The sequence below is a fragment of the Pseudomonas sp. R25(2017) genome, assembly GCF_002112565.1.
In the GTDB taxonomy this organism is placed as follows: Bacteria; Pseudomonadota; Gammaproteobacteria; order Pseudomonadales; family Pseudomonadaceae; genus Aquipseudomonas; species Aquipseudomonas ekonensis.
In genome coordinates this window covers 316,605-331,005 of the sequence record NZ_NEHZ01000003.1, presented here as the reverse complement: position 1 = coordinate 331,005, position 14,401 = coordinate 316,605, and the positions used below count along the sequence as shown (strand labels likewise).

The window sequence follows — 14,401 nt, the reverse complement described above, 5'->3', positions numbered from 1 at the left end:
CCGCGGGCAAGCCCGCTCCCACAGAAGGGGTTGCGGCGCAGCGCAAGCCCAGGGCTTACAGGTCGCCGTAGCCCAGCGAACGCAGTGCGCGCTCGTCGTCGGACCAGCCGCCCTTCACCTTCACCCACAGGTTGAGCATGACCTTGGAGTCGAACAGCAGCTCCATGTCCTTGCGCGCCTCGGTGCCGATGCGTTTGATGCGCTCGCCCTTGTCGCCGATGATGATTTTCTTCTGGCCGTCGCGCTCGACCAGAATCAGGCCGTGGATGTGCAGGGTCTTGCCCTGCTGCTTGAACTCTTCGATCTCCACGGTGATCTGGTACGGCAGCTCGGCACCCAGCTGACGCATGATCTTCTCGCGGATCAGCTCGGCGGCGAGGAAACGGCTGCTGCGGTCGGTGATCTGGTCTTCCGGGAAGAAGTGATCGTTTTCCGGGAGGTGGTCGGCGATGACCTTTTCCAGCGCGTCGAGGTTGTGCCCGTGCTGCGCCGAGATCGGGATGATCTGCGCATTCGGCAGCTGTTCCTGCAGCCAGGACAGGTGCGGCATCAGCTCGGCCTTGTCCTCGATGCGGTCGGTCTTGTTCAGCGCGACGATCAAGGGGCCGGTCACGAACTGCACGCGTTCGAGCACCATCTGGTCCTCTTCGGTCCACTTGGTGCGGTCGACCACGAAGATCACCACGTCGACGTCTTTCAACGCCGCCGAGGCGGTCTTGTTCATGTAGCGGTTCAGGGCCTTTTCGCCGCCCTTGTGCATGCCGGGGGTGTCGACGTAGATCGCCTGCACGTCACCCTCGGTCTTGATGCCGAGCATGTTGTGGCGGGTGGTCTGCGGCTTGCGCGAGGTGATCGCCAGCTTCTGGCCGAGGATGTGGTTGAGCAGCGTGGACTTGCCCACGTTGGGGCGGCCGACGATGGCGACATAGCCACAGCGTGTTGCGGTTGATTCAGTCATTGCCATTCTCCACGCCCAGGGCGATCAGTGCGGCGGCGGCGGCCACCTGTTCGGCGATCCGGCGGCTCACGCCTTGCCCGCGGCTCTTTTCGTTCAACAGGACAACTTCGCACTCGACGAAGAAGGTTCGGCAGTGCGGCTCGCCCTGGATGTCCACCACCTCGTAGCGCGGCAGTTCGCAGCTGCGCGACTGCAGGAATTCCTGCAGACGGGTCTTGGGATCCTTGTTGGTGTCCACCAGCGTCAGGCCCTCGAACTCGCCGGCCAGCCAGGCCAGCACGCGCTCGCGGGCCGTTTCCATGCCGGCGTCGAGGTAGATCGCGCCGATCAGGGCTTCGAGGGCGTCGGCCAGGATCGATTCGCGGCGGAACCCGCCGCTCTTCAGCTCGCCGGAGCCCAGGCGCAGGTAGTCGCCCAGGTCGAAGCCGCGGGCCAGCACGGCCAGGGTCTCGCCCTTCACCAGCCGGGCGCGAAGACGCGACAGCTGGCCTTCACGGGCCAGCGGGAAGCGCTCGAACAGCGCCTCGCCTGCGACGAAGTTGAGGATCGCATCGCCGAGGAATTCCAGACGCTCGTTGTTGCGTCCGGCAAAGCTGCGGTGCGTGAGGGCCAGGACCATCAGTTCCTGGTCCTTGAAGGTGTATCCGAGCTTGCGCTCCAGACGGCTCAAAGAAACGCTCACGGTTTACCCACGCTGAGTTCGTGGCTGGACTCCACCGCCATCGCCGGATTGCGGCGCAGGCCTGGAACAATTAACGCTGTGTTCAAATATAACGTCCTGACTATCGTTGGCTTCATGCCCCGGGCCGATTGTGCCGGCGCCAGAAATGCATTCGGCGCTGTGGTCAACAGCGCCGTGTGTGATTACTTGATCAGGCCGACCCGCGAGAAGTTCGGCAGGTGGCTGAGTTTCGGTTCCGGCCAGCTCATCCAGACCGCGAAGGCCTTGCCGACGATGTTGCGGTCGGGGACCATGCCCAGGAGATCCTTCGGAATGCTCGGATCGTCCCAGTAGCGGCTGTCGTTGGAGTTGTCGCGGTTGTCGCCCATCATGAAGTAGTGCCCGGCCGGCACGGTCCACGAACGGTCCGGCGTGGCGCGGTAACGGCTCATTTCCTTGCGGATCAGGTGCTCGGCGGCACCGAGCTTTTCCTTGTACAGCTCGGCGCTGCCCAGGGTGCCCGGCTCGGAGCCGACCAGTTGCTCGGCCACCGACTCGCCGTTGACGAACAGGCGCTTGTCGGCGGTGTAGCGCACCGTGTCGCCCGGCAGGCCGACCACACGCTTGATGTAGTTGACGTTCGGGTCGCTCGGGTAGCGGAACACCATCACATCGCCCCGCTGCGGGTCGCCGACCTCGATGACCTTCTTGTCGATCACCGGCAGGCGGATGCCGTAGGAGAACTTGTTCACCAGGATGAAGTCGCCGACGTCCAGGGTCGGTTTCATCGAGCCGGACGGGATCTGGAACGGTTCCACCAGGAACGAACGCAGCACCAGCACGATGAACAGCACCGGAAAGAACGACTTGCCGTACTCGACCAGCAGCGGCTCCTTGTTCAGCTTCTCCAGCACCACACCGTCAGGCTGGCTGACGCTGCCCTGGTAGGAAGCGATGGCAGCACGCCGACGCGGTGCCAGGATCAACAGATCGAGCAACGCCAACAGGCCGCAGACGAACACGGCGATGACCAGCAACAGCGGGAAATTTAGTGACATAGGACCTGATTATTCCAACCTGAGCACGGCGAGGAAGGCATCCTGCGGAATCTCCACGTTGCCGACCTGTTTCATGCGTTTCTTACCGGCCTTCTGCTTCTCCAGCAGCTTCTTCTTACGGCTCACGTCACCGCCGTAGCATTTGGCCAATACGTTCTTCCTGAGTGCCTTGACGGTTGTCCGGGCAACGATCTGGCCGCCAATGGCGGCCTGGATGGCCACGTCGAACATCTGCCGCGGGATCAGCTCTTTCATCTTCTCGGTCAACTGGCGACCTTTGAAGTGCGAATTGTCACGGTGCACGATCAGCGCCAGGGCGTCGACCTTGTCGCCGTTGATCAGCACGTCCAGCTTCACCAGATTAGCCGATTGGTAACGATCGAAATGGTAGTCCAGCGAAGCATAGCCGCGGCTGGTGGATTTCAGGCGGTCGAAGAAGTCGAGCACCACTTCGTTCATCGGCAGGTCGTAGGTCACTTGCACCTGGTTGCCGAGGAACAGCATGTCGACCTGCACGCCGCGCTTTTCGATGCACAGGGTGATGACGTTGCCCAGGTGCTCCTGCGGCACCAGGATGTTGGCCCGCACGATCGGCTCGCGCATGTCTTCGATGGCCGAGACGTCCGGCAGCTTCGACGGGTTGTCGACGTAGATCGTTTCGCCGGTCTTGAGCACCAGCTCGAAGATCACCGTCGGCGCCGTGGTGATCAGGTCCAGGTCGTATTCGCGCTCCAGGCGCTCCTGGATGATCTCCATGTGCAGCATGCCGAGGAAGCCGCAACGGAAGCCGAAGCCCAGGGCGTCGGAGCTTTCCGGGGTGTACTGCAGCGACGAGTCGTTGAGGGTCAGCTTCTGCAGCGCTTCGCGGAAATCCTCGAAATCGTCGGAGCTGACCGGGAACAGACCGGCGTAGACCTGCGGCTGGATGCGCTTGAAGCCCGGCAGCACTTCGACGTCCGGGGTCGAGCTGAGGGTCAGGGTGTCGCCGACCGGGGCACCGTGGATGTCCTTGATGCTGGCGATGATGAAGCCCACTTCGCCGGCCTTCAGGTCCGCGGTGGCGGTGTGTTTCGGGTTGAACACGCCGACGCTGTCGACCAGGTGCACCTTGCCGGTGGATTTCACCAGGATCTTGTCGCCCTTCTTCACGCGGCCGTGACGCACGCGCACCAGGGAGACGACGCCCAGGTAGTTGTCGAACCAGGAGTCGATGATCAGCGCCTGCAGCGGCGCGTCGATCTCACCGGTCGGCGCAGGGATGGTGTTCACCAGGCGTTCGAGCACGTCGTCGACGCCCAGGCCGGTCTTGGCGCTGCAGGTGACGGCGTCGGTGGCGTCGATGCCGATGATCTTCTCGATCTCGTCCTTCACGCGCTCAGGCTCGGCCTGCGGCAGGTCGATCTTGTTCAGGACCGGCATGACCTCCAGGCCCTGCTCGATGGCGGTGTAGCAGTTGGCCACGGACTGGGCCTCGACGCCTTGGCCGGCGTCGACCACCAGCAGCGCGCCTTCGCAGGCCGCCAGGGAACGGCTGACTTCGTAGGTGAAGTCGACGTGGCCCGGGGTGTCGATGAAGTTCAGCTGATAGGTGACGCCGTCTTTGGCCTTGTAGTACAGGGTGACGCTGTGGGCCTTGATGGTGATCCCGCGCTCACGCTCCAGATCCATGGAATCCAGCACCTGGGCTTCCATTTCGCGGTCGGCCAGGCCGCCGCACATCTGGATGAAACGATCGGCCAGCGTCGACTTGCCATGGTCAATGTGGGCGATGATGGAGAAATTGCGGATATGACTCAAATCACTCACGGATCAACACTCAAAAAGGCTGCAGGCTTGGCCCGCCGAAAAATAGCCGGGAATTGTACCTGATACACGGCGCAAGCGTCACGTTCGCCTGTCACTCCGATTGCATGCAAAAACGCCCCGGTCTGTCGACCGGGGCGTCCTCTTGGCTAAAGCGCGGATGAAACCTCGTTCATCAACCGGCCCGACGCAGCAGCCAGACGCCCGCCAGGGCACACACGCCCGCCGGCACCAGCACCGCGAACAGCGGCGAGAAACCGAACACCAGGCTCGACGGGCCCAGCAGGTCCTGCACGATGCGGAAGGTGAAGCCCACCAGCACGCCGGTGAACACCCGCTGACCGAGGGTCACCGAACGCAGCGGGCCGAAAATGAACGAGATCGCCATCAGCACCAGCGCGGCGGTGACCAGCGGCTGCAAGACCTTGACCCAGAACGCCAGCCAGTAACGGCCGTTGCTCAGCCCCTGCTCGGCTAGGTAGTGGATGTAGCCCCACAGGCCGGAGATCGACAGCGATTCCGGCGCCATGACCACGGTGCTCAGCAGTTGCGGGCTCAGGGACACGTCCCAGCGTTCGGTCGGCGTGTTGACGACTTCGGTGCTGCGCTCGTGGAACAGCGTGGTGGTCACGTCGGTGAGCTGCCAGTGGTCGCCGTCGAAATCCGCACGCTTGGCGAAGCTGGAGCTGAGCAGGTGGCGCTCCTTGTCGAAGTGGTAGCGCGTCACGCCATACAGCAGACCGTTCGGCTGCACGGCGTTGATGTGGATGAACTCATCCCCCTGACGGTGCCACATGCCGTGCTTGGCGCTCTGCGCGTCGCCGCTGCCCTGGGCCAGGGAACGGTTGGCCTGGGCCATGCTTTCGGTGGCCGGCGCGACGTACTCGCCGATCAGCACGCCGGCCAGCATCAGCACCAGCATCGGCTTCATGACCGCCCAGACGATGCGCCCGATGGACACGCCCGCCGCCCGCATCACGGTCAGCTCGCTGCTGCTGGCCAGGCTGCCCAGACCGATCAGGCAGCCGATCAGCGCCGCCATCGGCAGCATGTCGTAGAGCCGGCGCGGTGCGGTCAGCAGCACGAAGCTGAGCACGTCGACCAAGGTGTAGGTGTCGGTGACGTCGCTCATCTCATCGATGAACGCGAACAGGGTGGCCAGGCCGAGGATGATCGCCAGCACCGCGATGATCGCGATGAACACGCTGCTGCCGATGTAGCGGTCGAGCTTAACCACGGGCCACCTCCAGCGCAGCGGCGCGGCGGCTGGCCAGCTTCAGGCGCAGCGGCTCCCAGTACAGCAGGCCGAGGCCGATGATCAGGAAGATGGCATGCACCCACCACAGGCCGAGGGCCGGCGGGATCTTGCCTTTTTCGAGGGCGCCGCGGGCGGCGATCAGGATGGTCAGGTAAGCCATATAAAGGAGGATCGCCGGCAGCAGCTTGAGGAAACGCCCTTGACGCGGGTTGACCCGCGACAGCGGCACCGCCATCAGGGTGACGATGAACACCAGCAGCGGCAGCGACAGGCGCCATTGCAGTTCGGTGCGCGAACGGATGTCGTCGCTGCCCAGCAGGCTCGAGGTCGGCATCGCGTCACGGTCGGTGACCTCTTCGCTGACGTCGGGCTTGGGCAGCAGCACGCCGTAGGTTTCGTAGTGGATGGCGCGGTAGTCGGCCTGGCCCGGGCTGCCGTCGTAGCGGTAGCCGTTGTCGAGGATCAGGTAGCGGTTGCCGTCCGGGCGGATTTCCTGACGGCCCTTTTCGGCCACCAGCACGGAAATCCCGCGGTCCTTCTGGTTGGCGCCGAGGTTCTTCTGCGAGATGAACACGCTGCCGAGGTTGACCCGGTCGTCGCTCAGGGTTTCGGTGTAGGTCACCCGGGTGCCGTCGCGCAGCGCCTGGAAGCGGCCCGGCTCAAGGGTGTCGAACTCGGTCAGGGCGTCCTGCTTGTTCAGCAGCAGCTGGAACTGGTTGGCGCCCTGGGGAGCCAGGCTCAGGCTCAGCCATGCGACCACCAGCGCCACCAGCGTCGCCGGGAACAGGGTCATGCGCAGCAGGCGCTGCTGGCTCATGCCGGTGGCCGACAGCACGGTCATTTCGCTTTCCAGGTACAGCCGGCCGTAGGCCAGCAGGATCCCCAGGAACAGGCCCAGCGGCAGGATCAGCTGCAAAAAGCCCGGCAGGCGGAAGCCCATGATCAGGAACAGCGATCCCGGATCGAGCTGGCCGGCGGCGGCCTGGGCAAGGTATTTGATGAAGCGCCCGCTCATGATGATGACCAGCAGCACGGCGCTCACCGCACTCAGGGTCAACAGGACTTCGCGGGACAGATAACGGAAGACGATCAAACCAGACACTCCAGGGTTGTCAGGCTAAGGCGGCCGAACAAGCGAACGTATCGGGCGGCCCGCCAGGCAGAGCCGCCGAAAAAAGATGCGGCATTATCCTGTGATTGGGCGCGCCTGTCACTGCGCGCACTCACGCAAGCGCGCAATCGGTTGAAGATTGCGTCCGCCGAGGGTTGTCAGGCGAAGGGAGCGAGGTTCAAACTGCCGCCTTCGCCGCAGGCACAGGCCTGCGCCCTTTCTATCCGAAAGGCAGGCGGCTGCGGACATCGCCGGACGCCTGCATGTTGACCATTCATTCAGGGATCCAGACATGGAACTGGTTGTAAAAAGCGTTAGCCCGGAAACGTTGAAAACCGCCACCCTGGTGGTTGCCGTCGGCGAAGGCCGCAAACTCGGCGTCGCCGCCCGGCAGGTCGACGAACTGAGCGGCGGCGCCATCAGCGCCGTCCTCAAGCGCGGCGACCTGGCCGGCAAGGTCGGCCAGAGCCTGCTGCTGCACAGCCTGCCGAACCTGAAGGCCGAGCGCGTGCTGCTGGTGGGCGTGGGCAAGGACGAAGAACTGGGCGACCGCCCGTTCCGCAAGACCGTCGCCGGCATCCTCAACACCCTCAAGGGCCTGGGCGGCAGCGACGCCGCGCTGGCGCTGGACGAAATCATCGTCAAGGGCCGTGACAGCTACGGCAAGACCCGCCTGCTGGCCGAGACCCTGATCGACGGCGGCTACACCTTCGACCAGTTCAAGAGCCAGAAGGCCGAGCCGCGCGCACTCAAGAAAATCACCCTGCTGACCATCAAGGCCGCCCAGGCCGAAGTGCAGCGCGCCGTGACCCACGCCACCGCGATCGCCAACGGCATGGCGTTCACCCGCACCCTGGGCAACCTGCCGCCGAACGTCTGCCACCCGGTGTACATGGGCGAACAGGCCAAGAGCCTGGGCAAGGAGTTCAAGGACCTGAAAGTCGAAGTCCTCGACGAGAAGAAGATCAAGGCGCTGGGCATGGGCTCGTTCTACGCCGTCGGCCAGGGCAGCGCCCAGCCGCCGCGCCTGATCGTCATGCAGTACAACGGCGGCAAGAAGTCCGAGAAGCCGTATGCGCTGGTGGGCAAGGGCATCACCTTCGACACCGGCGGCATCAGCCTGAAGCCGGGCGCCGGCATGGACGAGATGAAGTTCGACATGGGCGGCGCCGCCAGCGTGTTCGGCACCCTGCGCGCCGTGCTTGAGCTCAAGCTGCCGATCAACCTGGTGTGCATCCTGGCCTGCGCCGAGAACATGCCGAGCGGCACCGCCTCGCGTCCGGGCGACATCGTCACCACCATGAGCGGCCAGACCGTGGAGATCCTCAACACCGACGCCGAAGGCCGCCTGGTGCTGTGCGACGCCCTCACCTACGCCGAGCGCTTCAAGCCGCAGGCGGTGATCGACATCGCCACCCTGACCGGCGCCTGCGTGGTCGCCCTCGGCGCCCACACCTCGGGCCTCTTGGGCAACAACGACGAGTTGATCGGGCAACTGCTGAGCGCCGGCCAGGCCGCCGACGACCGCGCCTGGCAACTGCCGCTGTTCGACGAGTACCAGGAGCAGTTGGACAGCCCGTTCGCCGACATCGCCAACATCGGCGGGCCGAAGGCCGGCACCATCACCGCCGCGTGCTTCCTGTCGCGCTTCACCAAGAACCTGAACTGGGCGCACCTGGACATTGCCGGCACCGCCTGGACCAGCGGCGGCAAGGACAAGGGCGCCACCGGCCGTCCGGTGCCTCTGCTGACCCAGTACCTGCTGGACCGCGCCAAGGCCTGAAACCGATGACGCAAAGCGGCGTCCCAGCACCGGGACGCCGCCCTGCGCTCAGGAACCGCAATGACCAAAGTCGACTTCTATATCCTGCCCAGCGCCGATCCCTCGGCCCGCCTGGACTTCGCCTGCAAGCTCACCGAAAAGGCCTGGCGCATGGGCCACCGCATTTACCTGCATTGCAGCGATGCCGCCCAGCGCGATGACCTCGACGCGCGCCTCTGGGCGTTCAAGGGCGAAACCTTCGTGCCCCACGGCCCCGCCGACAGCGAACCGGACGGCGCGATCGTGCTGGGGCTGGGCGACGACTGCGGCCAACACCAGGACTTGCTCGTCAACCTGGACCTGAAAGTCCCGGCCTTCGCCGCCCGCTTCGCCCGCGTGGCGGAAGTGGTGGTGGAGGATCCGGCGATCCGCCAGGCCGCGCGGGAGAGTTTCCGCTTCTACCGCGAACAGGGCTATCCTCTGCAAGACCACCGTTTACAGCGACTCTGAGTACGCCGATGGACACTCCAAAACCGCTGCAAAAGCCTGCGCACCTGCTGGACGACCTGGAGTCGATCCGTCAGTTGCTCGGCGACGACAACCTGCAGCCGCCGCTGCTGACCGAGACGGTCACCGAAAGCGCACAGGAACAGATTCCGATGCTGTTCGAGGCCGTGGCCCCTGCGCCTGAAGCCATCGAGCCGCCACCCGCTCCAACGCCGGCTCCGGCGCCAACCCCAGCGCCCGCTGCTCCGGCCGCCCCCGCCGCCAAGGGGCCGGACGCCCTGCTGCACCTGGACAGCGAACTGCGCGCCGCCGCGCAGCTGATCATGCAGGACGTGATCGACGACTTCGCCCCGCACATCGAAACCGAAATCAAGCGCCGCCTCGAGGCGCGGATGGAACGGCTGCTCAACCAGTACGAATGACCGCCACCCTGTGGGAGCCAGCCTGCTGGCGATAGCATCGCCTCGGGCTTCCCGAAAACCTCGGTGCCAGCATCGCCGGCAGACCCGCTCCTACATTTTGCCCCGCCGCTCCCCGGCCCCGCTCGCCCTGCGCCCCTCGCCCCGCTATACTTCCCGGCTTTTCCTGAATAAATGCCAATAGGGTCCCGCCGCGCATGGATAAGACCTACCAGCCGCACGCCATTGAAACTTCCTGGTACAACACCTGGGAGTCCGAGAACTACTTCGCCCCGCAAGGCGCGGGCGACTCCTACACCATCATGATCCCGCCGCCGAACGTCACCGGCAGCCTGCACATGGGTCATGGCTTCAACAACGCGATCATGGACGCCCTGATCCGTTTCCGCCGCATGCAGGGCCGCAACACCCTGTGGCAACCGGGCACCGACCACGCCGGCATCGCCACCCAGATGCTGGTGGAGCGCCAGCTCGAAGCCACCGGCCAGAACCGCCACGACCTGGGCCGCGAGAAATTCCTGGAGAAGGTCTGGGAATGGAAGGAGCAGTCCGGCGGCAACATCAGCCGGCAGATCCGCCGCCTGGGCTCGTCCGTGGACTGGAGCCGCGAGCGCTTCACCATGGACGACGGCCTCTCGGAAGCGGTCAAGGAAGCGTTCGTGCGCCTGCACGAAGACGGCCTGATCTACCGCGGCAAGCGCCTGGTCAACTGGGACACCAAGCTGCACACGGCGATCTCCGACCTCGAAGTGGAGAACCACGACGAGAAAGGCTTCCTGTGGAACCTGAAATACCCGCTGGCCGACGGCGCGAAGACCGCTGAAGGCAATGACTTCCTGATCGTCGCCACCACCCGTCCGGAAACCATGCTCGGCGACTCCGCCGTGGCCGTGAACCCGAACGACGAGCGCTACAAGGCCCTGATCGGCAAGTTCGTCGAGCTGCCGCTGGTCGGCCGCCGCATCCCGATCATCGCCGACGACTACTGCGACCCCGAGTTCGGCACCGGCTGCGTGAAGATCACCCCGGCCCACGACTTCAACGACTACGAAGTCGGCAAGCGCCACAACCTGCCGCTGCTCAACATCTTCGACAAGAACGCCCACGTGCTGCCGGCAGCCCAGGCGTTCAACCTCGACGGCACCCTGAACGAGACCGTCGACGGCAAGATCCCGGCCGAATACGCCGGCCTTGAGCGCTTCGAGGCGCGCAAGCAGATCGTCGCCGCGTTCGACGCCGCCGGCCTGCTGGTCAGCGTCGACGACCACAACCTGAAAGTGCCGAAGGGCGACCGCTCCGGCACCGTCATCGAGCCGTGGCTGACCGACCAGTGGTACGTCTCCACCAAGCCTCTGGCCGAGCCGGCGATCGCCGCCGTGGAAGACGGCCGCATCCAGTTCGTGCCCAAGCAGTACGAAAACATGTACTTCTCGTGGATGCGCGACATCCAGGACTGGTGCATCAGCCGTCAGCTGTGGTGGGGCCACCGGATCCCGGCCTGGTACGACGAGTCGGGCAAGGTCTACGTGGGCCGCGACGAAGCCGAGGTCCGCGCCAAGCACAACCTGGGCGCCGACGTCGCGCTGCAGCAGGACAATGATGTGCTGGACACCTGGTTCAGCTCGGGCCTGTGGACGTTCTCCACCCTGGGCTGGCCGGAGAAGACCGAGTTCCTGAAGAAATTCCACTCCACCGACGTGCTGGTCACCGGCTTCGACATCATCTTCTTCTGGGTCGCCCGGATGATCATGCTGACGATGCACCTGATCAAGAACGAGGACGGCACGCCGCAGGTCCCGTTCAAGACCGTGTACGTGCACGGCCTGGTGCGTGACGGCCAGGGCCAGAAGATGTCCAAGTCCAAGGGCAACGTCCTGGATCCTCTGGACATCATCGACGGCATCGAGCTCGAAGCCCTGGTGCAGAAGCGCACCTCCGGCATGATGCAGCCCAAGCTCGCCAAGAAGATCGAGAAGCAGACCCGCGACGAGTTCGCCGACGGCATCGCCAGCTACGGCACCGACGCCCTGCGCTTCACCTTCTGCTCGCTGGCCTCCACCGGCCGCGACATCAAGTTCGACATGGGCCGCGTCGAAGGCTACCGCAACTTCTGCAACAAGATCTGGAACGCCGCACGCTACGTGCTGGACAAGGGCGAAGACTGCGGCCAGAACGGCGAAGCCTACGAACTGTCGCTGGCCGACCGCTGGATCATCTCGCAGCTGCAGCGCACCGAAGCCGAAGTGACCCGCCAGCTGGACCAGTTCCGTTTCGACCTCGCGGCGCAAGCGCTGTACGAGTTCATCTGGAACCAGTACTGCGACTGGTACCTGGAGCTGTCCAAGCCTGTGCTGTGGGACGAGAACGCGCCGGTCGAGCGTCAGCGCGGCACCCGTCGCACCCTGGTGCGCGTGCTGGAAGTGGCCCTGCGCCTGGCCCACCCGTTCATGCCGTTCATCACTGAAGAGATCTGGCAGCGCATCGCGCCGCTGGCCGGCATCCAGGGCAAGACCATCATGCTGCAGGCTTGGCCGGTGGCCAACGAAGCGCGCATCGATGCGGCGGCCGAAGACGACATCGAATGGCTCAAGGGCCTGATGCTCGGCACCCGCAACATCCGTGGCGAGATGAACATCGGCCCGGGCAAGCCGCTGCCGATCTACCTGAAGAACGTCAGCGCCGAAGACCGGCGCCGCCTGATCGAGAACGAAGCGCTGCTCAAGAAGCTGGCGCGCCTGGAATCGATCACCGTGCTGGCCGAAGGCGAAGAGGCGCCGCTGTCCGCCACCGCGCTGGTGGGCGAGATGGAAGTGCTGGTGCCGATGGCCGGCCTGATCGACAAGGACGCTGAACTGGCGCGCCTGGACAAGGAAATCCTGCGCCTGCAAGGCGAAGTCCAGCGCGTGGGCGGCAAGCTGTCCAACGCCGGTTTCGTCGACAAGGCCCCGGCCGAAGTCATCGAGAAGGAACGCGCCAAGCTGGCCGAGGCCGAACAGGCCCTGGGCAAGCTGGCCGAGCAGCACGCGCGGATCGCCAGCCTGTAACGGCAGACCGCACCGAAAAAGGGAGGCCCGCAACGGCCTCCCTTTTTTTCGCCTGCTCGTTATCTGACTGCCAATGAATATCCCTGTGGGAGCGGGCTTGCCCGCGAATGCGGTGTGTCAGCCATCAACTGCGTGACTGACACTCCCTCTTCGCGGGCAAGCCCGCTCCCACAGAGGATTTGTGTTGCCTCGGGATTGGGTTCACACCCTCCGGATATGGGACAATGCCCACCACTTTCAGCCTTATCCGAATCGATTTCGCCCATGACCGCTCCACGTCCACCCAAGCCAGCGCGCAAGAAGCCTGAAGCCAAGCCACCGGCCGCCAACGGCGCGCCCAAGGAAAAGGCCAGCCTGCACCCGCGCAACCGCCACCAGGGCCGCTACGACTTTCCGGCGCTGATCAAGAGCACGCCGGAGCTGGCGAAGTTCGTGATCATCAACCCGTACGGCAAGGAAAGCATCGACTTCGCCAGCCCCGACGCGGTGCGGGTGTTCAACCGGGCGCTGCTCAAGTCGTTCTACGGCATCGCCCATTGGGACATTCCCGCCGATTTCCTCTGCCCGCCGGTGCCGGGGCGCGCCGACTACGTGCATTTCCTCGCCGACCTGCTGGCCGAAGGCAATGACGGCACGATCCCCCGCGGCGCCTCGGTGAAGGTGCTGGACGTGGGCGTGGGCGCCAACTGCATTTATCCGCTGATCGGCCACAGCGACTATCGCTGGCACTTCACCGGCTCGGACATCAACGCCACCGCCCTCGGCGCTGCCCGGGCGATCATCCAGGCCAATGGCCTGGCCAAGGCGATCCAGGTCCGCCCGCAGGCCAACCCGAAGCACATCCTGGCGGGCCTGCTGGCGGCCGACGAACGCTTCGAGCTGACGATGTGCAACCCGCCCTTCCACGCCTCCATCGAGGAAGCCACCCGCGGCAGCTCGCGCAAATGGCGGGCGCTGGGCAAGGCCGATCCGAAGCGCAAACTGCCGGTGCTGAACTTCGGCGGCCAGGCGGCGGAACTGTGGTGCGAGGGCGGCGAGGCGCGTTTCGTCACCCAACTGATCAGCGAGAGCGCCCAGGTGGCGCAGCAGGTCCTGTGGTTCAGCACGCTGGTGTCGAAGGCGTCGAACCTGCCGGCGGTGCAAGCGGCGCTGAACAAGGCCGGCGCCCTGCAAAGCCGGGTGGTGGAAATGGGCCAGGGGCAGAAGCAGAGCCGCTTCGTCGCCTGGACGTTCCTGACCCATGAGCAGCATCAGGCCTGGCGCCGGGCGCGCTGGAGCCAGGCCCCGGCGCACTAGCGCTTTTGCGCCGCCCACAAAAAAACCGTGCCCGGATCGCTCCGGCGCACGGTTTTTTTTATCGCTGCGTCTTACTTGTTCACAGCGTCGGTCAGGCCTTTGGCCACAACCAGCTTGATCACTTTCTTGGCAGGGATTTCGATGGCTGCGCCAGTCGACGGGTTACGGCCGGTACGGGCAGGACGCTCGGTCACTTTCAGCTTGCCGATGCCTGGCAAGGTGATTTCGCCGCCGTTTTCCAGCTGATCGGCAACGATTTGGCCCAGCTGGTCCAGAGCGTTGCGCGCGGTGGTTTTCGGCGCGTCGATAGCTTCGGCGATGTCGGCGATCAGTTGGTCTTTAGTAAGAGCCATTTGGTGTTCCTTCCCTATCAAATTCATATGGATTGCAGAGTGCAGTGTCAGCCATCGAGCCCGATCTTCTGGATCCGGCACCCTCGGCGATAACCACGACGAGTCGGGGTTATAGATGCCGAAATCAAGGTTTGGTTCGACCTGACAAAAGCTGAATGCATGCTTGTCGCG

General features: G+C 64.6%; 12 protein-coding genes. 5 read left to right on the top strand and 7 right to left on the bottom strand.

Annotated elements, in window-relative coordinates; all coding sequences use genetic code 11:
* Positions 1 to 55: 55 nt before the first annotated feature.
* The 6 genes from era to lptF form a co-directional block, all read right to left on the bottom strand.
* Positions 56 to 958 (bottom strand): GTPase Era, encoded by a 903-nt coding sequence (gene era, locus CAG31_RS05980; protein ID WP_085578852.1) that lies wholly within the window; start codon positions 956 to 958, stop codon positions 56 to 58.
* Positions 951 to 1,640, bottom strand: a complete 690-nt coding sequence (rnc, locus tag CAG31_RS05975) for a ribonuclease III (RefSeq protein WP_085578849.1) — start codon at positions 1,638 to 1,640, stop codon at positions 951 to 953. Before rnc ends, era begins: the two co-directional genes overlap by 8 nt.
* A gap of 182 nt (positions 1,641 to 1,822) precedes the next feature.
* The gene (gene lepB, locus CAG31_RS05970) at positions 1,823 to 2,677 is read right to left on the bottom strand and encodes a signal peptidase I (protein ID WP_085578847.1); all 855 of its coding nucleotides are present in this window, start codon (positions 2,675 to 2,677) and stop codon (positions 1,823 to 1,825) included.
* 9 nt (positions 2,678 to 2,686) lie between these two features.
* The gene (gene lepA / locus CAG31_RS05965) at positions 2,687 to 4,483 is read right to left on the bottom strand and encodes a translation elongation factor 4 (RefSeq protein WP_085578845.1); all 1,797 of its coding nucleotides are present in this window, start codon (positions 4,481 to 4,483) and stop codon (positions 2,687 to 2,689) included.
* Positions 4,484 to 4,655: 172 nt separating this feature from the next.
* Positions 4,656 to 5,717 carry an LPS export ABC transporter permease LptG gene (gene lptG / locus CAG31_RS05960; RefSeq protein ID WP_085578843.1) on the bottom strand — a complete coding sequence of 354 codons (1,062 nt, stop codon included), beginning with the start codon at positions 5,715 to 5,717 and terminating at the stop codon, positions 4,656 to 4,658.
* Entirely contained in the window at positions 5,710 to 6,831 is a 1,122-nt protein-coding gene (gene lptF / locus CAG31_RS05955) for an LPS export ABC transporter permease LptF (protein ID WP_085578841.1), read from the bottom strand. The genes lptG and lptF overlap by 8 nt, the downstream gene beginning before the upstream one ends.
* Positions 6,832 to 7,141: 310 nt before the next feature.
* Here lptF and CAG31_RS05950 point away from each other — a divergent pair, with 310 nt between their 5' ends.
* The 5 genes from CAG31_RS05950 (at position 7,142) to rlmF (ending at position 13,877) form a co-directional block, all read left to right on the top strand.
* On the top strand, positions 7,142 to 8,632 hold the full coding sequence (locus tag CAG31_RS05950; RefSeq protein WP_085578839.1) for a leucyl aminopeptidase: 1,491 nt from the start codon (positions 7,142 to 7,144) through the stop codon (positions 8,630 to 8,632).
* A 60-nt stretch (positions 8,633 to 8,692) separates the two neighbouring features.
* Positions 8,693 to 9,121: a DNA polymerase III subunit chi gene (locus tag CAG31_RS05945; RefSeq protein ID WP_085578837.1), complete on the top strand. Its 429-nt coding sequence runs from the start codon at positions 8,693 to 8,695 to the stop codon at positions 9,119 to 9,121.
* 8 nt (positions 9,122 to 9,129) lie between these two features.
* Entirely contained in the window at positions 9,130 to 9,540 is a 411-nt protein-coding gene (locus tag CAG31_RS05940; RefSeq protein ID WP_085578835.1) for a DNA polymerase III subunit chi, read from the top strand.
* Between the two features lie 194 nt (positions 9,541 to 9,734).
* Positions 9,735 to 12,581, top strand: a complete 2,847-nt coding sequence (locus CAG31_RS05935; protein ID WP_085578833.1) for a valine--tRNA ligase — start codon at positions 9,735 to 9,737, stop codon at positions 12,579 to 12,581.
* 264 nt (positions 12,582 to 12,845) lie between these two features.
* A complete protein-coding gene (gene rlmF / locus CAG31_RS05930) occupies positions 12,846 to 13,877 on the top strand; it encodes a 23S rRNA (adenine(1618)-N(6))-methyltransferase RlmF (protein WP_085578831.1) in 1,032 nt (343 codons plus the stop codon).
* Between the two features lie 71 nt (positions 13,878 to 13,948).
* Here rlmF and CAG31_RS05925 read toward each other — a convergent pair whose 3' ends face one another.
* Positions 13,949 to 14,230, bottom strand: coding sequence for an HU family DNA-binding protein (locus CAG31_RS05925; RefSeq protein WP_003221909.1), 282 nt, complete (start codon positions 14,228 to 14,230; stop codon positions 13,949 to 13,951).
* Between the last annotated feature and the right edge of the window lie 171 nt (positions 14,231 to 14,401).

Coding starts and splice junctions, on each gene's coding strand:
- CAG31_RS05945 (WP_085578837.1), top strand. CDS start 8,693: ATGACCAAAGTCGACTTCTATATCCTGCCCAGCGCCGATCCCTCGGCC.
- era (WP_085578852.1), bottom strand. CDS start 958: ATGACTGAATCAACCGCAACACGCTGTGGCTATGTCGCCATCGTCGGC.
- CAG31_RS05935 (WP_085578833.1), top strand. CDS start 9,735: ATGGATAAGACCTACCAGCCGCACGCCATTGAAACTTCCTGGTACAAC.
- rlmF (WP_085578831.1), top strand. CDS start 12,846: ATGACCGCTCCACGTCCACCCAAGCCAGCGCGCAAGAAGCCTGAAGCC.
- CAG31_RS05925 (WP_003221909.1), bottom strand. CDS start 14,230: ATGGCTCTTACTAAAGACCAACTGATCGCCGACATCGCCGAAGCTATC.
- lepB (WP_085578847.1), bottom strand. CDS start 2,677: ATGTCACTAAATTTCCCGCTGTTGCTGGTCATCGCCGTGTTCGTCTGC.
- CAG31_RS05940 (WP_085578835.1), top strand. CDS start 9,130: ATGGACACTCCAAAACCGCTGCAAAAGCCTGCGCACCTGCTGGACGAC.
- CAG31_RS05950 (WP_085578839.1), top strand. CDS start 7,142: ATGGAACTGGTTGTAAAAAGCGTTAGCCCGGAAACGTTGAAAACCGCC.